We start from the raw sequence: 25,188 nt of genomic DNA, 5'->3' as shown, positions 1-25,188 counted from the left end.
GATAATGCCTGACTATCTTTTATATTCTCTTCTTTAGAATAATCGATCATGGATTTCATCCAGTTTAGGTCTGCACCTGCACAAAATGATTTTCCTGCCCCAGTAAGAACAACAACTTTAACAGTCTCATCGCTACTAATTTCGCTAAACTTCTTTGTTAGAGCTGTAATTAAATCGTCATTAAAAGCATTATGAATTTCTGGACGATTTAGAGTAACTGTTGCTACTCCTTGCTCATCACATTCATATAAGTATAATTCACTCATAAACTTCCCTACATTCTAAATACGCCAAACTTAGTGTCAGCGATTGGACTATTTAAAGAAGAACTAATAGCAAGACCTAAAATATCTCTCGTATGGGCAGGATCTATAATTCCATCATCCCAAAGTCTTGCAGTTGAGTAGTATGCACTTCCTTCTTTTTCATATTTATCTAAGATAGGTTTTTCAAATTCCGCAACCTCATCTTTAGTCATTTCGGTTTTTCCGCGGGCCCTTAGACCATCTTGTCTAACAGTAGAAAGTACACCTGCGGCCTGTTCTCCACCCATTACTGAAATTCTCGCGTTAGGCCACATCCATAAGAACCTTGGCTGATACGCTCTACCACACATTCCATAGTTACCAGCTCCAAAAGAGCCACCAATAATAACTGTGAACTTTGGAACTTCTACAGTAGAGACGGCCGTAACCATCTTAGCACCATGCTTTGCGATACCTTCACTCTCATATTGTTTACCAACCATGAAACCTGTAATATTTTGTAAAAACACGAGAGGGATTTTTCTTTGTCCACAGAGCTCAATGAAGTGAGCACCTTTTTGTGCACTCTCGCTGAATAGAATTCCGTTATTTGCAACGATCCCTACTTGATGACCATGAATTTTAGCGAACCCTGTAACAAGTGTTGTTCCATACTTTTCTTTAAATTCATGAAACTCAGAACCATCTACTATTCTAGAAATAATCTCTCTTATATCGAACGGCTTCTTAGTATCGTGAGGAAGTATTCCATATATTTCTTCTATACTTTCCTTAGGCTCACTAAAAGACTTTACTTCTTTTTGACCAGCAAGTGCACCAAGTGAAGTGTAGTTTAAATTCTCTACAATATTTCTAGTGATAATAAGCGCTTCTTCTTCATTTTCAGCATAGTGATCGGCCACACCTGATTCATGAGTATGTACATAAGCACCTCCTAAATCCTCAGCAGTAACTTCTTCGCCTGTTGCAGCTTTTACAAGAGGTGGACCACCAAGAAAGATTGTCCCATTACCTTTAACGATAACTGACTCATCTGCCATAGCTGGAACATAGGCTCCACCAGCAGTACAAGAACCTAGAACAACAGCAATCTGAGGGATACCTTTAGAAGACATCTGGGCCTGATTGTAAAAGATTCTACCAAAGTGATCTCTGTCAGGAAAAACTTCATCCTGCATAGGTAGAAAAGCTCCACCTGAATCAACTAAGTAAATACAAGGCAGTCTATTCTCTAGAGCAATCTCTTGAGCTCTTAGGTGTTTCTTAACAGTCATAGGAAAGTAAGTCCCGCCTTTAACTGTTGCATCATTAGCAACGAACATACACTCAACACCATGCACACGACCAATCCCACAGACAACACCAGCACTTGGAACATCTGTTTCGTACATACCATTTGCGGCAAGGCTTGAGAGTTCAATAAATGGAGAACCTTCATCTAAGATTCTATCTATTCTTTCTCTTGGGAGAAGTTTCTCTCTATCGTGGTGGCGAGTAACATATTTTTCGCCTCCACCTTTTTTGACCTTATCGATTTGTTCTAAGAACTCGTCTCTAAGCTTTAAGTGAAATTCTTTATTCTCTTTGAAGTCGACACTGTTAGTGTCAATTTGGGAGCTTAATACATCCATTTTTGAATCCTAATTTATGATAAAAAAGTCTTATCATATTAGTAAGATATAGGCTGTTCTTCAAGGCGATCAGAGTCAATGACTCCATGCGTACTCATGGATTTAGTAGAATTTCTATAAATTTAAAAGGTTTTGACAGAATTTAGCTCCTGTAGAGACAAATTCCATATCAAATTGAGATCTTCTTTTTACGGAATACTGTGTCAATCCAAAGAGAAACTTAGAAAATGTATTTATCCAAGGAGTTTCAGATTTAACAGAATATGGGTTGAACTTCTTCTTCAAGCTTTCATATGGAAGGTAATATTTAGAGATTGCCTCAACAAGAGGTTCTTCAAACCAGAGGTCTACTGCCATTTTTTTATCTTTAATACTAGGGCAGCCCTCTATAAAAACTTTTGAAAGATTTTCTTTAACTGTTTTTCCCTGACTAATAATTAAAGACCTTACTAGAGATTGCATTAGTAATTCTTCATCGATCATTCCAGCTTGCTTAATCGGGTTAACCCTAAAGATAACTCTACCTCCTTGAACAGCTATTGAAGGCTTATCAGTTCTAGGCCACCAAACAAGCTTAACTCTACCACCTTTAATCTTACTCGTAGGGAGATTAAAAAACTTATCCAATTTTTTGATATTTCTTGTGAGTCTAGATTTTTTGATAAGTTTAGATAGCCTTTTCGCTTCAGACTCTAAAAGAGAGCTTTCTTTAACAATGGTAGATATATTCTTTTTAAAGTGCTTGTAAACGAGAACTAGTTCTTTTATATCTTCAACTTCCATCCTTTTTTTCTTTTTTAAAGTCTTTAGTGCTTGATCAATTGTCATTGAGCTAGCAAAAGTTCTAGCAATTATATCAGAAGATAATTCACTCTCTGAAAAGATTGAATTTTCGGCCTTTGGATACTCTCTATGATATTTTTCTCTTATTGCTTTATATTTTTTCAACATTTCTTTATCAGCATTTGATAAACCAAATGTATTTTCATAATACTCTCGGTACTCTATAGGAGTTCCAATTTTCCACTGGGAGATACCATCGACTATTTCAAAAACATCAAAGGCCTCTGTGTATACAATAAATTTACCTCTAGCACTTGCACTAAAGCTTACACTGAAACAAATAAATAATGTGACCAACTTTATTAGCATAATACCTACTGTCTATAATGCTGCTTTTAATGCATTTAGAATACTCATCTCATCTTTAATTGTACTCTTAAAGAATTCATCTTTCCCCTGAACCTTATCTGGGTGAAAGACTGTAGAAAGCCTCTTAATTTCTTTTCTTATCTCTTTAGCAGGCACATCTTTGTAGTCTTTCCCTGTGATATTCTTAAGTATATTTCGCACTCCTGCAATACTACTGTATGTGTACCCCTTGGCTGCATCTGTAGGTAGTTTTTTAACAATTGAGTGATTTTCTAAAATATATTTTGAAACTTCACTCTTTGTTTTAAATACTTCATTATTCGCAGCTGTATTTGCACTTTGCTTATTATTCTGAGTTCTAGAGTTTGCCTTCGCCTTAGCTTGCGCATCTGCTTTTGCTTTTGCTTCTGCATCAGCTTTTGCCTTTGCCTCTGCTTTTACTTTTGCCTCAGCTTCCGCTTTAGCTTTTACATCTGCATCGGCCTTAGCTTTAGCGTCAGCTTTCGCCTTTGCTCTTTCTTTTGCTTTCGCTCTTGCTTTAGTACGGTGATATGAACCAGTATTAGTGTTATCTTTAGTATATTTTTTAGGACTAGAGCTTGTAGACCTAGATCCTCTCGCACTCTTTCTTCTCGCAGAAGGAGACTTCTTAACTATAGAAGTTCCAGTTGTTTTTGGAGTATATACACTCACAGATTTTGAACTTTCTTTCACAGTAACATTTGGTTTAGGAAGAAAGCGCGTTGAGCTTGGAATTTCAGAAGACTTATCAGCGATGCGTAGTGGTACCTCTAGAATATCTGAAGCAATACTTGCATTATCTGAAGACTCACTCACTATAGCAATTCCTTTCCCGGCAGCTGTTGCAGACCTAGTTAGAAATGCTAGAGGTTGAACTAAAGCAGCACCACCGGCAATTAATGCGTCTGTTTTCTTATCATCGGCCTGATCAGTATTTTTAGTATGCTGATCTACGCTAATAGACTCTGTAGCAAAACTACTACTTGAAGCATCGCTTGTTTGGCTTGCATCCATATAATTACTAACGGCCATCGCTCCTTCAGCAACAATAAGAGAACTAGAAGCTGCCGCTAACCCTACTCCAATCGGAGACCCTATTCCTGTTGCTACTAGTGCACCAGAAACGACAAGACCAGCACCTCCTGCTGTAACTTCACCAATTCTCCATAGTTCATCACTTGAGTAAACATCAAGAGATTCTTTACATAGATATGTAGCATATACATTTTGTAAATCAGGGTTTGAATTTGATTTCTTTAAAAAATTTCCTAAAAGGTAAGGTCTATACTTTATTAAGTCATGAATACTATCTTGGACATCACCTTCATTTCTCACTTTTACAAGATCATTATAGTCATCAAGTTCATCAAGCATTAAATCTTTGTAGTCATCCATTGCTTCATTAATATCGTCTATCCCAACAGGAGTAAAAGCAATATTATCAATTTTCCCTTCTGCACATCTCTCAGAGATTTCACCACTAAAAGGAAAGATATCACTTCTAAAATGATCAGTGGCCATAATACGAGATATATTCATTTGATCTGATTCAAGAAAATCCTTATATACTTCTGTCATTTTGACTTGAGTTTCATCGTAGTAAGCTTGTTCAGATTCTGTATTAGTAAAGAGTCCCTCTTCAATGCGAGAGTTCTTATCTTTTGATTTAGTACGTCTTGTGTATTCTGTATTAATATTTTGGCAAAGAGAGTTAATCTTATTTGAAAAATCATTAAGATTTCTAACCATTTGATCTTTGTTAATTTTGGTTTTACTTAATGAGCCCTTATCTTTTGCCCTCTTAAAATCATTCAAAGATTTCTCTATGTTTTCTTTATAAGGAGATGCTTTAAGCCTAGGAAAGCGTGAAAGGACAGCATTTATATTTATTGGTTCATCAAATTGATCCATAGTAAATAATAGATTCTTAAGAGTTAGCTCTACCCCATCATTCACAGAGTCACTTAAAATTTCTTTAGGAAAAATTTCGTTAGATACATTATCAAAACCAGAAACAAGACTTTCTAGTTCTTCAGAGCTAACACTTGTATCGACTTCATCGGTTGAACATTTACCATAAGCAACCATCTGATCAAGAGAGTCTCTTCGACTTGCGAAGAACTCTGAAAATACTCCATCCTTTGATGACTTATAATCCTTTTGGCATCTATCTAAAATCCCAAGTGCTTTATTAACTTTGGCAGCAGTAATTTTTTGGGCCTCTACCAACTCTACTTCATCTTCTTCTACATCTTCAACAATTCCAGCAAGTCTTTCTCTTAGAGCATCACATGTATAGTTATGGTCATAATCTTCACCAGGTCTATAAGTCTCTACACAAAATTGTTGAACATTTTTACGATACTCATCTAAGAGTGCAGGATTATCTTTTAAGAATTGCTCGCTATCTCTTAACTCTTTAGAACCTTTAGTTTGATCAACACATTTCTGTGTTAGCTTCTTATAAGTTCCATTTGTGTTTATACACTTTCCTTTTCCTTTAGTATCAGCTCCAAAAAGGATTGGGTTACATCTAAATTTTCCGGAATCACCACAAGAGTTATAAGTAAAATCTATAATCTTACTACAACTCTTAGGTGCTGCATTCTTATTCATCTTACACTGAACATTTGAGGCCCATGTTGTATTCCCGTGAGTCATGGGAGATTTACAAACCTCTCCATTCATCTGGCTAGGCCAACCACCAAAGAAACACTTACTATCATCAGCGTAAGCGACAGAGAGAAATAGCTTTTGAAGTTTAACAAAACTAGATTCTTCATACTTATTATTTTTTTCAATATCTTTAGAGAACTCAACATATGCATTTCTGATCATCCTTATATGATGAATATTAAGCTTCTTATCCTTAAAGCTAGGAAGCTCATAGGCCATTGATTGAGTCGAAAATATTAAAAGTGCTAAATATATCAGTAGTTTCATACTAATATTATCGGTTATTATCGGAATAAACTTGATCGTTTTAAATAACTGTTTTTACTAAGATTCTGATTTAATTTTAGTAAGATGCGCCTTAATAGTTTTAATAGCGTAAGTCCTTAGGCTTGGGTTAAGCTCTGAGTAGATTATATCTAACAACTCATCTTCAGCATGACCTAAAGATAGAAGCTCAATGATCTTTTCTTCTCTCATCTTTCTATGCTTTAAGGTTGCCTCTAACTTATAGACTCCGCCAATAGAAATTCCATGAGATGGAATTATAAACTTTGGAGATAGTTGAATGACTCTCTCTAATGATTGGTAATACTTTTTCATATCCCCTTCTGGAGCTCCAATAACAACAGTACCTACAGTTTGAATTAAGTCGCCAACTAGGAACCAATTTAAATTATCTGGAGCTAGTGCCAACTGCCCCTCATCATGACCTGGAACTTCGTATATATTAACACTACTTCCTAGTGAAGTAGTGAGAGTATCACCTTCTTTATAGTATTTAAGATCTATACTTTTAAAGTAATCGGCTCCATGTCTCTTTAAGATTCTTTGATGAGTATCTTTACTTAGTCCAATTGATACATTGTACTTAGTAGCAATCTCTACTGCATGTTCGTGGTGATCAGGGTGATGATGAGTTAAAAACACTTCATCAACTTTATATTTACTAAGGTAGTTTAGTAACTTTGATAATTCCTCTTCATCTCTTGGAGATGGATCAATGAGAACACAGTGATCATCACCAATGAGAAAACAATTTGTTCTGTTGGCCGGTGGAAACGTATGCGATAAAGGAAGAAACTGCTTTACTCCATAGATACTTTCAATCATTGGAACTTCTGTTTCAGGATCATAATCTAAAGATAAATCTAAGACTTCAGAAAAGTTAATATCCTTTGCCAAATTCTCGAATAATTTAACTGTTGGAGGAACTGCTAAAATCTCCCCTCTTCTATAAGAGTCCAAGATATCATCTGCATTTTCCCATGAAGAAGACATGGCCTCTCCGGAATCAACTTCAAAGTCAATCGGAGACTTAAGCTCTATTCTAAGAAAGTGAGTTTTAAACCTATATGGATTGAACTCAGGAGTTATAGCAATACCAACATCTTTAATAGATATAATACTATCTGTGCTTCCACATAGATCAAAGTTAAGCTCTTCTTTCATCTCACGAGAGAGAGCACTATATAAATAATTTGGCAGCTCTCCAAAGACGCTAGGAACCTCAATCTCACTCGTGTGATCTTCTTTATCAACCTTTCCACCAGGAAATGCTGTGTAGCCAGGAAATGCTTTAAGATAGTTCTGCCTTCTTATTGAAAAGACCTTCTCACCACTTGTAAAAATAGCACTTATTGACTCACGCATATCTAGTAACTCGTATTCATTTTTTCATTAGATTTTTTGTAACGAACTTCTCTATAACCTTTTATGTTTTCAAGTTTCTTCATTGCAGAATAACTAGGTGTTGTTGAAGAAACTTCTTTCATAAGTTTTTCACGAACTTCAGTGTTAATCGCTCTTTCAGTTCTATGCCAAGCAGGCATTAACATTCTCAAGATACGAAGATGCCTCATAGACTTTAGCATCCAAGGCTTAGGGCTAATATCAAACTCAATCTTCTTTCCAAAAATATCAAAACCAGGTCTATTGATAAATACTTTCTTATAACTCTTACCAAGAGTTGAGTACGCTTTTTCATCTTCCTCACGTTGCATTGGACTAACCATTAAGTGAGCAACGTATACTTCATCTTTTACCCAATAAGTTCTTGCAAGAGTTCTAAGAGCAAGCTCTTGGTTTTCTAAGTCAACACTCTCCTTAATTAAAAGTGCATTCTGCAGAAATTCTTGAACATCTGTACCTCTATTGAAGATGTACATGTCATGTAGATAAGTAGCGAGGTAATTACTTTTTATCTCAGGGAACATTTTATCGAGTCTTTTGAATGTACTATTAAATAGATCAACAAATGTATCTTTGTTTTGCCATGGTAAAAATGATTGTCTAATACTCTGTTCTAACAAAGCAAAATGGTTAAACTTAGATGTTTTCTTTTGAAAATACTGATCTTTAACTGACTTATCACCATTAACAAATACTTTTCGACCAAGGTTGAAGGCCAACCAATTGGTTTCAACTTCACCTTTTTTAATAGCACTAGAAAATGCTTCTTTCATATTTTCAAGAGTGAATGGAAGTCGTCCACTTTGAAAGGCAATACCTAAAATCATTGCTGAAGCATAAACACTCTTTCCTAGAATATCATCACATAGCTCTTTCATTGAAGCGAGATACACTCTTTCGCCAAGATTATCTTGTAAACTCTTTCTTAGCTCTGCTTCAGTTAGAGTTGGAGCGATCTCACCATTATCAAGTAGTATTGAAAGAGGAATTTGAAACTTCTTATCAATAATTGCAAGAGATTCATCACCTAAGAAATGTAATTGTCCACTCGCATCTAAAAGATCAGGAGAGACAAGAAGGTCGGCACTATGCAGAGGTGTAACAGCACCTCTAGAGAGTCCCTTTCTATATATTGATAAATGTCCAGTCACATTACCATTTCTTTGAGCGAGTCCTTTTTGATCCATAAATTTAAAGTCTAGATCATCTCTTCCATTCATAGATTTTGCAGCATGAGAAAGGACTCTTGAAATTGTCGTAACACCTGATCCACCAACACCAGTAACAACCATTCTCCAATCTTTACCTGAAGAGATATCTTCAAAGCTCTTACTAACTTTTGGAAGTTCAATTGAAGAGTCATCAAAAGATATTTCTTTTGTACTCTTATATTTAGTTGGATGATAATCAGCAACTTCAACAAGCTCAAAACTAGGACATGCTTTAATTTTTGTACAGTAACTATCAGCTACACATATTTGAGGATCTATTGAAACTTTTGATCCATAGGCATCATGAATTTGAGTTAAACCAGGACAACCAGTATTTTCTACACAGGCCCTACAGTCTTCACATACAGAAGTATTTATTTGATAGAATGACTTTTTCTCTACAGTCGCTCCTGTACCTGTCGCCTTTCGCTCTTTTGCCTTCATTCTTCCATGATACGTCAGTCCACACTCTTTATTAGAGACAATAACCTTAACTCCAGGTTTATGAACATAATCAATCAACAGGTTCTTATAGAAATATCTATCACTTGGATTAATATCAATCGCTTCAGTTACGCCTAGGCCTTTAACAACAGAGAGCATATTCTGTCTTGGTCGCTTAACACCCTCAACAGTAATTCCAGAAGCAGGACTCATTTGGTGACCAGTCATGGCCGTATTGTCATTATCTAATAGGATATAAGTTATATTGTGACCAATTTGAAGTGAGTTAGAAATATCAGTTAGCCCAGAGTGGAAGAATGTTGAATCTCCCATAAGAACAACTGAAGGATTATCAGAGAAAATATCAACACCTGCTCCTAAAGCTCCCCCCTGTCCCATTGCAGATAAGTTATGCATCTCTTTGAATGGAGGTAAAAAAGAGAGTGAGTAACAACCTACATCACCATGTGAAAGTAAGTTTAAACCCTCTTGATCTTTAAGAACTTCTCTTAAATCTTTAAGAAGTGATAAGGTTTCTCTATGTGGACATCCTGGACAAAAAGTAGGAAGTCTTCTTGGAAGATCTAGGCCAAGAGAAATACTCTCATGCTTTAAATCTTTACACATATTAATATCAAGTAAGTTAAATAACTCTTTTGTTTTATCTCTTACAATTTCAAAACTTAATCCACCGTGAGCAGGAAATCCTTCCGAATCATTAAACTTCTTACCATGGATTTTAATATTTACATCATGTTCAACACAGAATGATTTTAGCTCGTTCTCTAGGAATCCTCTTTTTTCTTCTACTATAATAAGAGTATCTAATCCCTTTAGGTACGGTAGTAGTTGTTTAGTAATTAGAGGATATGAACAAGCAACTTTATAAAGACTAAAGTGATCTAGTAGTGCTCCCTCTTCTAAGACTTGCTTAAGAGTTTCAAAAACAACACCAGTTGAGATAAACCCAACCTTAGCATCCTCTTTTCCAAATACTTGATCGAGAGATAATTCAGCTAAAACTTTTTCTACCTTAGGGAACCTATCATTAATCATCGAAACATCTGCTTTCAACGAGTTAGGTGGAACCATTACGTTTTTAGACAAGTCAAAAGTAGCTGGGTCTAAAGTAACAATGTCACCATTAATTTCTTTTGCTTCACCAACTTCAACACGTCCCCCACCTTCTGCCATATAGGTAGTAAGGAGAAGTCCTTGATAAACAGAAGTTCTTTTTGAAATTTCGAGAGCAATCTTCATCCAGTCTTTCAACTCTTGAGGCGTAGAAGGTTCTAAAAATGGAATATGTAAATGCTTATAAAGATACCTTGAGTCAGCAGGTGTTGATGTTGACATCGACCATGGGTCATCGCCTACAACGATTACAACACCAGGATAAATCTCTTCTCCAGTTTCAGGGTCTATCTTAACCTCACCTGGATTAGCAAAGTTACCAACAGAGAGAGCATCTGAAGCAACGTGCAATCCCATGGACTTCATTGCAACTAAACAATCTTTACCTGCTTGTTTACAACCAGACGCCATAGCGGCAGCATTGGCCTCAGAGTTAGCAATAGAAACTCGTATGCCTCTGTTATGAAATTCATCCTTTCTTTTATAGAGAATATTGAAGTAGTCAGCTAGCGGTGATCCTGGGTAACCAGTATAGAGATTAAATCCAGCTTCAAGGCCACCCTGAACAATGAGTTCATTGCCGTTTAATATTTCTATAGACATATTTATTTCCTAAATCAGTTGTTTTTTTGAGCACAGTATAAGAAAGAAGAAGGCTATTTGTCACTTCTTGTGTATATCAGGTCGTGTCATAGAGAGATCGTAAGACGCTGAAATAGCGTAAAAAACATTAAAATAGCCTTCTTTAGAAAGACTTTTCACAATTAGAAAGAAAAGTGCGTCATTTCACCTCAACGCACCTTGAAACTCCATTATTTCTATACCAAAATAGCCCATAAAAATAACTTATAAATAAGGGGCGCCTAGTGTCTAATAATACTCAATCAAAAATCAATGATAAGAACCCTCTTGGGATTATCGCTATCGATCACCTTGAATTTACATGTGGTACTTTAGAGACTCCTACAAAAGATCTATTCTATAAATTCGGTTTTTCTAAAACTTACGAAAATCAAGAAAAGTACTCTGAGCTATATTCTCAAGGTCAAGTTAGATTCTTACTAGTTTCAGATAACAACCCTACTTCACATACAACAACATACTTCAAAAATCATGGGGAGGGAGTTTCAACAATTTCTTTTCTAGTAGAAGACTGTAAGCATGCAATTAAAACTGCAGTTGAAAGAGGCGCAGAAATGATATCTGACGCTAAAACTGTTGAAACAGAAGAAGGAACATTTATAACTGCATCAATCAAAGGTTTTGGTGATGTGATAAATGAATTTGTACAAAGACCAAATTCACACTTTCGTCCGGGATATAAAAAATTAGAAAGTGACCCTAAGGCGCAACCTCTTACAAACAGGGTTGCTAGAATTGACCACCTTACAAATAATGTCCCTAAGGGAGAGATGGAGAAGTGGGTTAAATTCTATCAAGATATCTACGGAATGGTTCAAACAAGATACTTTGATATTAAAGGAGCTAAGACAGGCTTAAACTCAAAAGTTGTTCAGCTTGAGAATAGTTCTGTCATTATTCCTATCAATGAGCCTGAAGTTGATAATGGAAAGTCACAAATTCAAGAATTCCTTGACCTACATAAAGGATCTGGAGTTCAACATATCGCTCTTACTTGTGGAAAAATCCTAAGCACAGTTCCAGAGCTAATTAAAAGAGATATTTCTTTCTTAGATATACCTAGCTCATACTATGAGATGATTCCATCTCGTGGAATAAACGTAGAAGAAGACCTTAAAGATCTAGAGGACGCAAAGCTTCTAGTTGACGGTGATTCTGATGGTTATCTTATACAGAACTTCACTCAAACTTACGTAGGGCCTCTCTTCTTTGAATTTATCCAAAGAAAAAATAACGATGGATTTGGAGAAGGAAATTTCCAGGCCCTATTTGATGCAATCGAAAGAGATCAAGTTGCAAGAGGATACCTGGAATAATATGAGCGATTTAATTACGACACACCCATTTAATAATGATCTAAGAGTTGCACTTTTAAAGCTCAATAGGCCAAAAGCGCTAAATGCTCTAACAACTGACCTGCTACAGGAAATTGTTAATGAGCTTAGAAGACTTGAAGACTTACCAGAAGTAAGGTGCATTATCATTACAGGTGATGATAGGGCCTTTTCTGCTGGAGCTGATATTCTTAAAATGTCTGAATTAACAGCAATGGATCAACTAAACGATAAAAGACTTAGGCTTTTAAAAGAGTTCTCACTTATAACTAAACCAATAATTGCTGCCGTAAATGGTTTCGCTCTTGGCGGAGGTCACGAGCTTTCTATGGCCTGTGACTTTGTAATTGCAGGTGACAATGCTAAATTTGGGCAACCAGAGATAAATATTGGAACAACTCCTGGAGCTGGTGGAACACAAAGACTAACAAGAGCTGTTGGAAAAAACAGAGCAATGATGCTTGCTCTAACTGGTGAAATGCTTACAGCGAGAGAAGCTCTAGCTTGTAATCTAATAGCTAAAGTTGTCCCATCAATGGCCCTTCTTCAAGAAACATTTGAAGTTGCTAAAAAGATCGCTGACAAATCACCTGTAGCAACAAAGTTAATTAAAGACTCAATCAATAAATCTCAAGAGATGTCACTAAGTGATGGGATTGAGTATGAAAGAAGAAATTTCTATCTAACATTTGCTTCAGAAGATCAAAAAGAAGGAATGAAAGCATTTCTAGAGAAGAGATCACCTGAGTATAAAGGAAACTAAATGAGCGACTACTCATACATTATTTACAACGTTGAAAATCAAACAGCGACTATAACAATAAACCGTGAAGAAGTTTATAATGCATTAAACGCTGATGCTAAATATGAAATAGTTAAGGCCATTAGAACTGCTAATAAAGATAAAGATGTTAGATCTATTATTCTAACAGCAAAAGGTAAGGCCTTCTGTACTGGACAAGACTTAAATGACCGAAGTGTACAGGCCGGAGAAAAGCCTGTAGATCTTGGTAATACTCTTGAAACAGAGTGGAACCCTCTTGTTCAAACTATAAGAGAATCTAAAAAGATAGTAATTGGAGCAATTAATGGAGTCAGTGCTGGAGCAGGACTATCAGTTGCCCTAGCCTGTGACTACATTGTAGCTACTCCAGGAATCAGATTTATTTCAGGTTTCTCTAAATTAGGACTAGCTCCTGATGCAGGTAGCTCTTTCACATTTACAAGAGCATTAGGTCAAAAAAGAACATTGGATTTCTTTTTATTTAATGAGCCTCTTTCATCTGAAGATTTAGTAGAGGCCGGACTTATCAACCTTGTTTCTGAAGAACTATTAGAGAAAGCAAATGAGATTAGTTCAAAAATAAACGCTATGGCACCAAATTGTGTTGAGCTAATCAAGAAGAACATTCAATTAGCGGCAGAAAGTACATTTAAAGAAAGTATTAATAACGAAATATATGCTCAAAGATTTCTTGGAAATTCAGAAGACTACAAAGAAGGTCTTACTGCATTTTTTGAGAAGAGAGCACCAAATTTCAAAGGAAAATAGGAAGAGATTATGACAACAGCAAGAGAATACACTCCTGAGCAAAAAGCTCTTTTTGAAGAAATTAAAAATGGAAGAACATTTGATAAAGATCAAGAGCTTCCAGAGTTTTACAGAAAACACTTAACGAATCTACTTTGGATGCAAGGTGACTCAGAGTATTCAGGTGCAATGGGATACATGCCTTGGATTGAGAAGGCTCCTACTCTTAGAGAGAAAGTTATTGTTGCCCAAATCGTAAAAGATGAAATGAGACATGCTTCAGTTATATACAAGATTCTAGAAGACCTAGGTCACGATACAATGTCACACGTTGAAAAAACTCAACTAGAATATAAGCTTGAAGAAGATGAGATCAACATTGGTTTTAAGCGTATTAAAGATGACTACAGAGTAAATATCTTCTATTACAACATTAACTACTGGACAGATTTTATTCTATTTAATTTCTTAATGGACAGAGCAGCAGGTCACCAACTTGAAGATACACTTCAATCAAGTTACCTACCGTGGAAAAAAGGAATTGAAGGAATCTATAAAGAAGAAGTAATGCACTTAACTCACGGTGATAAGTGGGTAAAGATTCTTGCAAAAGAGCAAGATGATAAGAAGTTCTTACAGGAAAGACTAAACCTATGGTGGCCAAGAGTAATGAACGTATTTGGTTCAACTAGAGGTGCAGCAAATGATCTTTACGTAAACCTTGGTCTAAAAGCTAGAACAAATGGTGAAGTAAGAGATGCATTTGTTAAAGAAATTCAAGTTCTTTGTGATGAAGTTGGTCTTGTTATACCTGAGTATAAAGAAGAAGATCAGCCTAAAAGAGATTAAGGAATTTTATGACACTTAATTCAGTACTAATCGTTGGTGCAGGAACCATGGGGCGAGGAATCGCTCAATGGTTCGCTCAACAATCTGTAAAAGTACAACTACTAGATAGTAATGATGCTGTCGTAAAGACGGCCATTGATTCTATAAAAGCATCTTGGGATAAACTTCAGGCCAAAGGTAAATTTACTGAAGCAGAAGTAAATACCTTCAAAGAGTCACTTGAAGCTAGTAACTGGGAAAATATCAAACCAGAAACAAATCTAGTAATAGAAGCAATCATTGAAAATCTAGAAATTAAAAACTCTGTATTTGAAAAATTAGATAAGATCTGTAATCCAGAAACAATCTTTGCTTCAAACACAAGTTCAATACCAATTTCAAGCCTTGCTAAGTCTCTACCTCTAGAAAGAAGAGAGAGATTTCTAGGACTCCACTTCTTTAACCCTGCTCCTATTATGAAGCTTGTTGAAGTGATCAAAGGACATTGGACAAAAGAAGAGCTTATTTCTGAGTTCTCGACATGGTTTACTGAGCACAAAAAAGAAGTTGCCATCTGTAATGACTCCCCAGGATTCATTGTAAATAGAGTTGCTAGAAACTTTTACGGAGAATCACTTCGCGTAGTAAACCACTACGATGTCGAAAAGATGAGAGAAGTTGATAATGTACTGAAGAAGTGTGGCGGTTTTAGAATGGGACCATTTGAATTAATGGACTTAATTGGAATTGATATCAACTACTCTGTTACAGAATCTGTGTGGAATAGTTTTTATAATGAGCCAAGGTTTGCCCCACACCAATTACAAAAGAAGATGGTCGATAGTGGTCGCTTAGGAAAAAAGACAAAGGGAGGATTCTATGACTATGAATAGAAAATTCCTCGTCCTAGCGACAAAGAACCACCCACTGTACTCTACTCTTAAGAATTTAGATGTTGAATTCTATGACTTAGAGTCACATGCACCTTTTGAAGAGAAGTGGTCTCACTACAGAGAATGTGATCTAGTTCTAGATTTTACAGTAATTTCACCAGATAAGAAATTAGAGTTACTAAAGCATTTAAATATACAATTTGATTTCCCAATTGTAAGTGATCTTACAACTTATTGGGGAGAGCTTTTCATTGAAAAAGTATCGGGACTTAGAGGAGCTGTATCCTTTAACTTCCCTTCTCCAACAAATTGCTATGAGTATTATGCAATAGATAAGACAACAAATGACGGGCTAGAAGACTTCTTCAAAATGTTAGGCGTTGAAGGCCTTAGAGTAGATTGTCCAGGCATAGGTTTTACTTACCCAAGAGTCATCTCAATGATTATAAATGAAGCCTACTTTGCTCTTGAAGATAGGATGGCCAAACCAAAAGATATAGATACTGCAATGAAGTTTGGAGTAAATTATCCACTTGGACCTTTTGAGTGGGCCAAGAAGATTGGTCATAGAAATATTCTATGTCTTCTTGAAGAGCTTTATAAAGTAACTGGTGACCCACGCTATAGACCTAGTCAAAAGCTACGTCTAGAAGCAAATTTAATTTAAGGAATACTATGAAAAAATCATATATTGTATACGCAAAGAGAACACCAATTGGAAAACTTGGTGGAGCACTTTCTCATGTTAGAGTTGATGATATGCTTGCTCACGTTTTCAAAGATATTAAATCTTGGGCAAACTTTGATTTAACTGAGATTGATGATGTTATCGCAGGTTGTGCTAACCAAGCAGGTGAAGACAATAGAAACCTCGCGAGAATGGCCACAACACTAGCAGAATTCCCATTTGAAGTTCCAGCAACAACAATAAACCGACTTTGCGGTTCTTCACTTGATGCTGTAATGGATGCAGTAGGAAGAATAAGCGCAGGCTTTGGTGAGTGTTTTGTAGTTGGCGGTGCAGAAAGTATGACAAGAGCACCTTTTGTTATGTCTAAAGGCTCTACTCCATTTGGAAGAGACTCAAAACTCTACGACACTACTTTTGGTTGGCGATTTCCAAACCCTAAAATGAAAGAGTTATTCCCTTTGCTTGGAATGGGTGAAACAGCTGAAGAAGTTGCCGAGCAATATAAAATATCAAGAAAAGACCAAGATGAATTTGCACTAAAGTCTCACCTTAAGGCACATGCGGCCTGGGAAGAAGGTAAATTTAACGATGAAGTCCTACCTATAGAAGTTAAGCTCAGAAAAAGCTCTCATATGGTGACAAGAGACGAAGGTCCTAGACCAGACACTAATATGGAAGTATTAGGAAAGCTTAGAACTGTATTTAGAGAAGGTGGAACTGTAACTGCTGGTAATGCTAGTCAGATGAATGATGGTGCAAGTGCACTCGTTATTGTATCAGAAGACTTTCTAAAAAAGCATAACCTTACTCCTCTAGTAGAGGTAACTGGTGCTGCAGTAAGAGGTGTTCACCCAAGTGTTATGGGCCTAGGACCTATTGAAGCGACTAAGAAGCTATGTAAGGACTTCAATAAGAAAGTATCTGACTTTGATGTTATTGAATTGAACGAAGCCTTTGCTGCTCAGTCTCTGGCATGTATTAGAGAGTTAGAAATTGATGAAAGCAAAGTAAACCTAAACGGTGGAGCTATCTCACTTGGTCACCCACTTGGTGGATCTGGAGCAAGAATTCTAACAACTTTAATTCATATTATGAAAGATAGAGACGATCTAAAAGAAGGACTTGCAACAATGTGTATTGGTGTTGGTCAAGGTATCGCACTCTCAGTTAAGAAAGTATAAGATTAAATGACCAGACACTAGTCTGGTCATCCTTAACTTCTAGAATAATAAGTTATTTTCGAAAACAAAATGTGGAAGTTCCTGCTCCACCAGTAGACTTTTGAACAACAAATGATACAACACATGTATGATCGTCAACATCAAATCTCTTCACTTCATAACTTGATCGAGAATGATTAGCGAGATTTCCTTCAGCAATATTCATTTTACTAGCAATTTTTCTGTTTACAACTTTTTCCTTGGTATCAATCTCTTTTGAGAATGTAGAAAACGAAACAGCTGTCATCGAAATAAATAATAAAACAAACTTCACTTTAAACTCCTTAAAATCATTATTAAGTCTTATCGGATAACAAGATAAATAAATTAACAAACTTTAAAATAGATCATAACAATCTGAAATCTCAGGAAAAAGTGTGTTCATGACATACTTAAATAAATAAGGATTTCGTGATAAGAATCCAGTCCTAATTTATATGCTAAATAAGCTAGGGTGAGTCCAGTAAAAAGTGATACCCATTTAGCGACTCGCTCTTTAGTTAAAAAGATAGAAAACTTAGATGCAAAGCCCGCTAAGAAGAAGAACCAAAGACATGAGAAACTTCCTGCTCCTAACCCAAATAGTATTTTCTTGTGCTGACTATCAAATTTCCCTGCATAACCACCTATAAGAAAGAATGTATCGATGTATACATGTGGATTTAAAAGAGTAAAGCTTAGCGCCATTAGTGCGACTTTCTTTCTTGAAAGAGTGTTACTGATCTTCTTCTTTTTAACTTTAGAAAAGAAGAGAAACTCCTTTATTTTAAGAAGTCCATAATAGACAAGAAAAAGGACTCCAGTAGTTCCTACAACAATCTTTAACTCAACGACCGAGGAAATTAAGTTTGAAACTCCAAGAGCTCCTATTAGAACGAGAAAAATATCACATACTGAACATATTGCAGCTACCATATATTGATATTTATGCCTAAGCCCCATTTCAAGAACAAAGATATTTTGAGCTCCAAGTGCTAGAATTAAACTCATTTGCAATAAAAAGCCTTGTATGTATTCATTCATATTAATTTACTCTCAAAAAACAAACATTAAATTTGAACAAAATACCAATTTTATTACCTTTAATCACTAATAATTATACAATACGTTTAACTTAGGAAGTATTTATGAAAAAAGCATATGACACTGTAATTGTAGGCGGTGGCTTTGGCGGACTTAATGCTGCCATAAAACTTGGAAAGAAAAATCAAAATGTTTTATTAATTGATAAAACAAATCATCACTTATTCCAGCCTCTCCTCTATCAAGTTGCAAGTGCAGGCTTGTCTCCTGCAGACATAGCAACCCCAATCAGAGAAGTACTAAAGAATTATCCTTCAATAACAATCGTAATGGACGAAGTAGAAGATATATCAAAAGAGGGATCAACAATCTCTCTTAAATCAAATCGAATCATTAAATTTAAAAACTTGATACTGGCAACTGGAGCTAGACATTCTTATTTTGGAAATGACCAATGGGAAGAGTTTGCACCTGGTTTAAAAAGTTTAGATGATGCCCTTAGAATTAGAGAAAATGTTCTAAATAGTTTTGAAAAAAGTGAACTTGAGTCTGATATTGAAAAAATAGCTTCTCTAACTACTTTTGTAGTAATTGGAGCAGGACCTACCGGAGTTGAAATGGCTGGGGCCATTGCAGAAATTGCAACAAAAACTCTAGCGAAAAACTTTAGCAATATTGACCCTGAAGCATCTAAGATATATTTAATTGAAGGTGGAGATCGAATTCTAAGTAGCTTCCACCCCTCTCTTTCTGAAAAATCAAAGAAAGACTTAGAGTCACTAGGCGTAAAAGTAAAACTTAAGTCATTTGTAAAAAATATCACTTCTGAAGGAGTTACAGTAGGAGAAGAATTTATACCAACGAAAAATATAGTTTGGGCCGCGGGAAATAAAGCGAACCCAATCTTATTAAAACTGGACTCAGCTACAGATAAAATGGGACGAGTTCTTGTAGAGAAAGACTGCAGTATTGAAGGCTATTCAAATATTTATGTTATTGGAGATGCCTGTGCATTCAAAAGAGGAGAAGGATTTCTTCCTGGTCTTGCACCTGTAGCTGCCCAACAAGGAAAGTACGTCGCAAATCTCATAATAAAGAAACTACCGAAAGGAAAAAGAGATTCGTTTAAATATGTAGACAAAGGAGCAATGGCAACAATTGGTAAAAGTAAAGCAATACTGGAATTTGGAAAGATTCGAATCACAGGGTTTGTCGCTTGGGTTGCATGGGGTCTTGTTCATTTATTATTTCTTGTTTTATTTAGAAATAAAGTATTTATATTTTTTGATTGGGTCTATAGTTATATTACGGAGCAAAGAGGTGCTAGACTTATTAAAAACAAAAAGTAAGTTACACTAGTGACTTACTTTAAATGCTCTCTTAAAGTACTCATTAATAAATCTCGTTGAGAACTTGATGGGTCATAACTCTTAAAGAAATATGGTCTAACCCTTCTACGATCAAAGTAGAAACCACCATTAACTAGCTTCTGATTAGTAATTAAGAGCCATACAATGGTATCTGCACCTTCAGAAACTCCCCTTAGCCGCTTTTCAAGTAAATTATAGAATTTTGGTAAGGCCTCTTTTAATCCTGGTGTACCAACCCAACCAGGGTGCATAGAATAATTATTATATTCTTTCCATTCTTTAGACTTAGCGAGTTCTTCAACTAAAGTGACCTGAGCCCTTTTCACATTGGCATAAGTATCTACTTTGTCATACTCAGCGGGATCAATAAGGTTTTCTAGATCTAGCTTCTTCAAATACATACCACCAGAGCTCACCCAAACAATCTTTGTAGATGGAGATATTTGTTTATTTTTTCTGAGTCTATTCAAAAGAATGAAATGTCCTATGAGCTGAGAAGCACACTGGAGTTCAACATCACTTTTATTTAAGACCTTATCTTTTGGCATGGCCCCAGCATTTAGAACAACGTAGTCATAGTGAGTAGCGGCAGATGTAAACGCCTTAATTTCTTCCCAGGCACCCATATCTAATTTTATAAACTTTCCTTTAGAACGTATTCCCTTTATGGACTTGGCCTTTATTTCATTTCTACCTATAAAGTCGACAGTAACTCCAATTGAGCTAAGAGTCGTTAAAACACATTCACCAATCCCCGATGTTCCACCAGTAACAAGGGCCGTCTTATCTAAAAACTCCACCTTAGATTTTACTTTTGTTAAATCTGGATAATCTACAAATTCTTTTTGATGCCTTTTAAATCCTGTTAAATCAAATGAAGTTATTACTAACTTATCTAGAATATAATTTTTAAAAGATTTCATATTATAAATCCTTAATGTAAGTGGAAAGAATATTGTCCAAGATAAAAAGACAAAAGCAATAAGATTGTATTCTTGATTATCAGAAATAATGAATGCATCAAGCTTTGAAGCACTTATATAAGCTAAGGAGCCTCCTGTTCCACCAACAATAGATGTAATCCAAAGAGGGAGAGACCTCAGTTTATCAAATACAAGTTCGTAATAACCTAGAAATACAACCCAAAGAAGTAAGTAGTTAAAGCTATAGGAATCAGAAACAATGATATCAAACTTCGTTAGAAATAAATCGTTAATAAATCCATAAAAAGTAAAGAATATGGCCAAGGAACAAAATCTTTTCATACTCATTTTTGGTTTAAAGATCATATAATCAAAAACTAAAAAAAGTACTGCTAAGAAAATTGCCAATAGTGCTTCTAATTCTTTACCATAGAATACAATTAAGAACCAGAGAGTTTGCAGAACTAAGGATTTTAAAATTAACATCCCCTACTCCTATTTAACTATCTACGGCTAACTTATTTCTCAAAGCTCCATAGATAGACTTAATAACCGGTAATTTTAGAAGAAGCTCTTCTCCTACATCCCAGTAATCTCGGTGATACATTATTTTTCCAGACTCAGATAACTTTAAGTGACTACTACCATGTATTTTAAAATTTCTTCTATTCTTAGTAAATACAAAATCCCATGTTAAAAAGACTTGATGATTATGAGAAATCTTATCAATAAATACAAAGTAAGGATTTTCTAACTCATTAAACATCTCTTCAAATATTTTCTCAATATTAGAAAGAGACTTTAGCTCATTGAATGGATCTTTAAAGAAAGCATCTTCCTCATAAATCTCCCCCAACCTAGATACATCTGCAGGTTTTAACTTCTCGTAGAAATTTACAATCTTAGTAGTATTACTCATATTATTTCCTTTTCATCATAACAATAGTGACTTCACCTACGTCAAAGCCCCATTTACTCATGTAAGACCTTGCCATAAGAGTATTATCATCTAGAAGAAACATCCAGTCTTCTAACTTTACTCTATAAACAGACTCACCAACAGGTACATTTAAAACATATTCAAAGAAGAATGTATTTCCGGAAACTTGACCTCTTGCCTTTCCATCCACATCACCAGCAGTACCTTCATACATACGCCCTTCTTTCTCTGTAAGAGTCCAAATTCTCTCACCTTTTGTTCCGTCTGAATAAAGAAATTTCTCATCTAAGGTTGCAACATTCCCCTTCCAATTAGCAACCATATCGACCTTAAATCTTTGAATAATTACACCTGACCTATCTTGAACTATACCTAATGCATAGATATTCCCATTGAAGAAACTCCTAAGATTGAGCTTAGGTTCCTCATCTTTATAATTCATCACACTATGATCGGCACAAGATACTTGAAAAAGGAATAAAACTAATAATACCACTTTATTCATTACCTACTCCTAGTAAACGATCTCTCAACTCTGGATCAGAGGATTTTGGACCTAGCCAAATATCTAAAAATGACTTGGAAAGCTCCATATCTTTAACCTCTCCTAGAAACTTCTTTTCATTTAAATAAAATTTTATTCCAGAAAAGGGTTTATAACTGGCCAGTATACTGTCCCCTTTTTTAATATCTGGAAAAATAGAATCTAACTCAACTGACCACTTCTCTGAATTTTCAGATGTTACACCAGCACTTTCAAATTCTTTCTTAGTTTGCTTCACAATATCTTTTCCTTCAAAATTCATTTTATACTTTAATTGTAAATTAAGTTCTCCCTCATAAATATTCTTGGTCCCACTTGTCCATAGCGTTGCTTCATAAACGTCTAAAAGAAAAAATGTGTAGATACCTCGACCTTGTAGCTTAAGGGACTGTTTAGAGTATGAGCTAAAAGAAGAAATAAAAATTAATAAAATAAGTAGTACTCCAAATTTCATACTTTTCCTCTTTTCACAAAATTAAATTGAGATACACTAATCTTTCGGGCCTCAAATCCACCTTGACAGTATTTAAGATAGAACCTCCAAGTTCGTATGAACTTATCATCAAGTCCATACTCCCTAACTTTATCTAAGGCCCTAGAGAAGTTGATCTCCCACTGATCTAGTGTCTTTGCATAATCAGCTCCAAATTCGTATTCAACGAGAAGTCTTAGCCCACTCTTTCTGGACTGTTTTTCTACTTCCTTAGGAGAAGGGAGCATTCCTCCAGGAAAAATAAACTGCTGAATAAAATCACTTCCTCTTGAATAGCTTTTGAAATCTTTATTGTTAATAGTGATACTTTGAATAACTGCATGTCCTCCTGGGCGCAAAATTGAGTAAAGCTTTTTAAAGTAGCCCTTCCAGTACGCCTGCCCTAGGGCCTCAAACATTTCAATAGAGACAATATGATCATAATGCCCATCGATATCTCTATAGTCCTGTAACTTTACTTCACATAGATCACCGTACTCAGCGAGTCTTTCCACAGCATAGTCATACTGCTCTTGGGAGATTGTTACCCCAGTTACTTTATAATTTCTCTTGGCCGCATACTCCATAAAGCCACCCCATCCACAGCCTACTTCTAAAATATGGTCTCCTTCTTTAAGAGGGAGTTCATCAAGAATATGCTGATACTTATTCTTCTGTGCTTCTTCAAGAGAGATATCTTCTCCATCAAAAAGAGCTGCAGAATAAGTCATTGATGGATCTAGCCATAACTTATAAAATCTATTTCCTATATCGTAGTGCGCGTAAATATTCCTCTTACTTCCAGCTTTCGTATTTCTATTTAAAAATAAATGCTTAAATCTATACATCAAAACTTTGAAAATTTGGCCTTTAATGACGCTCTTTAGGATGTCATAATTATCAATACCTAATTTTATAAGTCCATTAATGTTACTACTCTCCCAATGACCTTCAATATAACTCTCCCCAAGCCCAATATCACCTTTAAGAAATAGGTTTTCTGTAAACTTCCAATCCTTAATAGTTACAATTACATCTTCACCTTCAATATCTCCTTCATAGGATACTGTCTGCTTCTCAGGAGTGATGATCGTGAGTTTTCCTTTCTCGATTTTTGAAACAATTTTGAAAAATAGTTTACTCCAATAAGTAAGCTCACCACTAACGGCAAATAATTGGCTAGTCTCTCCATTCATATGTCATATCCTTGATAGGTTTCTCTGGTAATTTATAAAATTGTATTTTTTTAATAAACAGTTTCAATGCTTGAAAATGAATATGGACAACAATTAAAAAAGTATAAAGAGGTTTTGTTATAAAAAGTTTAAGGAAGTTTTTTGTAGACCAATCAATTTCTTTTCCAGAAATAGATGTTTTTAATTTTAACTGACCATCATCATAGTAATCGATGTGCACAGAATTATTATTTCTATAGTCAAATTCATAATTCCCTTTAACATCTAGAAAAGGAGAGACATGAAACTCTTTTGGAAGTTTTGAATTTTTACTTCTAACAATATAGGTGTGAGTTTGACCAAAAGTATTATTAACTTCATTTATGATTGCTACAAGTTCATCTTTACTATAGCAAAACCAAAAGCTAACAGGATTAAAGACATAGCCCAACACTCGTGGAAATGTCTGTAGCTCTATTCTATCAACTCCTTCTATATTGGCCTTCTCTAGTTCTCTCTTCGCCCAATTGTTAAGAGAGCTACCATCTCTTTTACCATGATCTTTCTCATAGAAAGAAAAAAGAGAGAACTTATTCACTTTAAATACTGAGGAATGAAGATCATTTAACTTATTAATATCAAACCTAATATAGAACCCAGAATTAACAAATTCATTAATCTTCGGTATAAATCTCTTATGATAAATTTTTGCCATGAAGAGCTTCTTCATAAGATCTCCATAAGAGAAACTGATTTATCCTCTTTAATAAGCAGTGATTGAATCGCTTTTTTTGCACTCAATATTCCATCTTCATGAAAACCATACCTAAGCCATGCACCAGCAAAGAAAATCCCCTTTTCTCCCTGAAGATCTTCAATACTTTTTTGTGCCTTGATAGCACTAGAAGAAAAAAGTGGATGTTCATACTTTATTCTCTTAATGATCTTCTCTTCTTCTATCGATACAACTGGATTAAGAGTAACAATAACCGGATCCTTAACCGGTAATGGCTGGAGCATATTTATAAGATAGCTTACAGAAACTGCCTCATCCTCTCCTTCTTTCTTAGAAGAGAGATAATTCCATGCTGCCCATGCTATTTTTTTCTCAGGAAGTATATTCTTATCTAAGTGAAGTACTGCCTCATTTGGTTGGTACTTAAACTCTTCAAGTAGACTCTTTGCTGTATGATCTAATTTTTTTAATATATTGAGTGTTTGGGGAGGATGGGTTGCGAGAATACAGTAATCAAACTCTTCTTCACGCTCACTTGTTAAGACAATTAACTTATCACCACTTTCAGTTACTGAGCTTACAGGTTCATTAAGATACTTCTTTTCAATATCTACCAAAGCCTTTTCAACATAGCTTCGACAT

At 35.4% G+C, this 25,188-nt stretch carries 22 protein-coding genes and 1 pseudogene; 8 read left to right on the top strand and 15 right to left on the bottom strand.

The window, feature by feature from the left end; genetic code table 11:
* The 6 genes from ABX784_RS07585 to ABX784_RS07560 all read right to left on the bottom strand — a co-directional run.
* Positions 1–266, bottom strand: a 266-nt coding sequence (locus tag ABX784_RS07585; RefSeq protein ID WP_372654392.1) for an enoyl-CoA hydratase-related protein, incomplete at its 3' end; no start/stop codon positions are given.
* 8 nt (positions 267–274) lie between these two features.
* On the bottom strand, positions 275–1,897 hold the full coding sequence (locus ABX784_RS07580) for a carboxyl transferase domain-containing protein (protein ID WP_372654388.1): 1,623 nt from the start codon (positions 1,895–1,897) through the stop codon (positions 275–277).
* A gap of 114 nt (positions 1,898–2,011) precedes the next feature.
* Positions 2,012–3,049 carry a hypothetical protein gene (locus ABX784_RS07575; RefSeq protein WP_372654386.1) on the bottom strand — a complete coding sequence of 346 codons (1,038 nt, stop codon included), beginning with the start codon at positions 3,047–3,049 and terminating at the stop codon, positions 2,012–2,014.
* A 12-nt stretch (positions 3,050–3,061) separates the two neighbouring features.
* Complete coding sequence (locus ABX784_RS07570) at positions 3,062–6,013, bottom strand: hypothetical protein (RefSeq protein WP_372654384.1); 2,952 nt, start codon at positions 6,011–6,013, stop codon at positions 3,062–3,064.
* A gap of 57 nt (positions 6,014–6,070) precedes the next feature.
* On the bottom strand, positions 6,071–7,396 hold the full coding sequence (locus ABX784_RS07565) for an MBL fold metallo-hydrolase (RefSeq protein ID WP_372654381.1): 1,326 nt from the start codon (positions 7,394–7,396) through the stop codon (positions 6,071–6,073).
* A gap of 2 nt (positions 7,397–7,398) precedes the next feature.
* Complete coding sequence (locus ABX784_RS07560) at positions 7,399–10,827, bottom strand: thiamine pyrophosphate-dependent enzyme (RefSeq protein WP_372654379.1); 3,429 nt, start codon at positions 10,825–10,827, stop codon at positions 7,399–7,401.
* A 263-nt stretch (positions 10,828–11,090) separates the two neighbouring features.
* Between ABX784_RS07560 and hppD the strand changes: the two genes are divergently transcribed.
* From hppD to ABX784_RS07525, 7 genes are read left to right on the top strand one after another with little or no spacing between them, the layout of a single operon-like run.
* Positions 11,091–12,182, top strand: a complete 1,092-nt coding sequence (gene hppD, locus ABX784_RS07555; protein WP_372654377.1) for a 4-hydroxyphenylpyruvate dioxygenase — start codon at positions 11,091–11,093, stop codon at positions 12,180–12,182.
* Position 12,183: 1 nt separating this feature from the next.
* Complete coding sequence (locus tag ABX784_RS07550; RefSeq protein WP_372654375.1) at positions 12,184–12,963, top strand: enoyl-CoA hydratase-related protein; 780 nt, start codon at positions 12,184–12,186, stop codon at positions 12,961–12,963.
* Positions 12,964–13,752: an enoyl-CoA hydratase/isomerase family protein gene (locus tag ABX784_RS07545; RefSeq protein ID WP_372654373.1), complete on the top strand. Its 789-nt coding sequence runs from the start codon at positions 12,964–12,966 to the stop codon at positions 13,750–13,752. It begins immediately after the preceding gene.
* A 9-nt stretch (positions 13,753–13,761) separates the two neighbouring features.
* Entirely contained in the window at positions 13,762–14,580 is an 819-nt protein-coding gene (locus ABX784_RS07540; RefSeq protein ID WP_372654372.1) for a Phenylacetic acid catabolic protein, read from the top strand.
* Positions 14,581–14,588: 8 nt separating this feature from the next.
* The gene (locus ABX784_RS07535; protein WP_372654370.1) at positions 14,589–15,452 is read left to right on the top strand and encodes a 3-hydroxyacyl-CoA dehydrogenase family protein; all 864 of its coding nucleotides are present in this window, start codon (positions 14,589–14,591) and stop codon (positions 15,450–15,452) included.
* On the top strand, positions 15,439–16,119 hold the full coding sequence (locus ABX784_RS07530; RefSeq protein ID WP_372654368.1) for a 3-hydroxyacyl-CoA dehydrogenase family protein: 681 nt from the start codon (positions 15,439–15,441) through the stop codon (positions 16,117–16,119). Before ABX784_RS07535 ends, ABX784_RS07530 begins: the two co-directional genes overlap by 14 nt.
* A gap of 8 nt (positions 16,120–16,127) precedes the next feature.
* Positions 16,128–17,324 (top strand): acetyl-CoA C-acyltransferase, encoded by a 1,197-nt coding sequence (locus ABX784_RS07525; protein WP_372654367.1) that lies wholly within the window; start codon positions 16,128–16,130, stop codon positions 17,322–17,324.
* A gap of 52 nt (positions 17,325–17,376) precedes the next feature.
* Here ABX784_RS07525 and ABX784_RS07520 read toward each other — a convergent pair whose 3' ends face one another.
* Positions 17,377–17,637, bottom strand: coding sequence for a hypothetical protein (locus ABX784_RS07520; protein WP_372654365.1), 261 nt, complete (start codon positions 17,635–17,637; stop codon positions 17,377–17,379).
* Positions 17,638–17,744: 107 nt separating this feature from the next.
* The gene (locus ABX784_RS07515; protein ID WP_372654363.1) at positions 17,745–18,386 is read right to left on the bottom strand and encodes a LysE/ArgO family amino acid transporter; all 642 of its coding nucleotides are present in this window, start codon (positions 18,384–18,386) and stop codon (positions 17,745–17,747) included.
* Between the two features lie 104 nt (positions 18,387–18,490).
* Between ABX784_RS07515 and ABX784_RS07510 the strand changes: the two genes are divergently transcribed.
* Positions 18,491–19,735, top strand: coding sequence for an NAD(P)/FAD-dependent oxidoreductase (locus tag ABX784_RS07510; RefSeq protein WP_372654361.1), 1,245 nt, complete (start codon positions 18,491–18,493; stop codon positions 19,733–19,735).
* A 14-nt stretch (positions 19,736–19,749) separates the two neighbouring features.
* Here ABX784_RS07510 and ABX784_RS07505 read toward each other — a convergent pair whose 3' ends face one another.
* The 7 genes and pseudogenes from ABX784_RS07505 to ABX784_RS07475 form a co-directional block, all read right to left on the bottom strand.
* On the bottom strand, positions 19,750–21,165 hold the full coding sequence (locus ABX784_RS07505; protein ID WP_372654360.1) for an SDR family NAD(P)-dependent oxidoreductase: 1,416 nt from the start codon (positions 21,163–21,165) through the stop codon (positions 19,750–19,752).
* A 13-nt stretch (positions 21,166–21,178) separates the two neighbouring features.
* On the bottom strand, positions 21,179–21,598 hold the full coding sequence (locus tag ABX784_RS07500) for a nuclear transport factor 2 family protein (RefSeq protein ID WP_372654358.1): 420 nt from the start codon (positions 21,596–21,598) through the stop codon (positions 21,179–21,181).
* A gap of 1 nt (position 21,599) precedes the next feature.
* Positions 21,600–22,124, bottom strand: a complete 525-nt coding sequence (locus ABX784_RS07495; RefSeq protein ID WP_372654356.1) for a DUF3833 domain-containing protein — start codon at positions 22,122–22,124, stop codon at positions 21,600–21,602.
* The gene (locus tag ABX784_RS07490) at positions 22,117–22,617 is read right to left on the bottom strand and encodes a chalcone isomerase family protein (protein WP_372654355.1); all 501 of its coding nucleotides are present in this window, start codon (positions 22,615–22,617) and stop codon (positions 22,117–22,119) included. The genes ABX784_RS07495 and ABX784_RS07490 overlap by 8 nt, the downstream gene beginning before the upstream one ends.
* Entirely contained in the window at positions 22,614–23,831 is a 1,218-nt protein-coding gene (locus ABX784_RS07485; RefSeq protein ID WP_372654353.1) for a class I SAM-dependent methyltransferase, read from the bottom strand. The genes ABX784_RS07490 and ABX784_RS07485 overlap by 4 nt, the downstream gene beginning before the upstream one ends.
* Positions 23,815–24,540, bottom strand: coding sequence for a DUF1365 domain-containing protein (locus ABX784_RS07480; RefSeq protein ID WP_372654351.1), 726 nt, complete (start codon positions 24,538–24,540; stop codon positions 23,815–23,817). Before ABX784_RS07480 ends, ABX784_RS07485 begins: the two co-directional genes overlap by 17 nt.
* Positions 24,537–25,188, bottom strand: a pseudogene (locus ABX784_RS07475) (NAD/FAD-binding protein); the annotation flags it as partial. The pseudogene ABX784_RS07475 and the gene ABX784_RS07480, both read right to left, overlap by 4 nt.

This window comes from Halobacteriovorax sp., assembly GCF_041587335.1.
Lineage (GTDB): Bacteria > Bdellovibrionota > Bacteriovoracia > Bacteriovoracales > Bacteriovoracaceae > Halobacteriovorax.
Note: the sequence above shows the minus strand (reverse complement) of the source record. Positions and strands in the feature narration are given on the sequence as shown.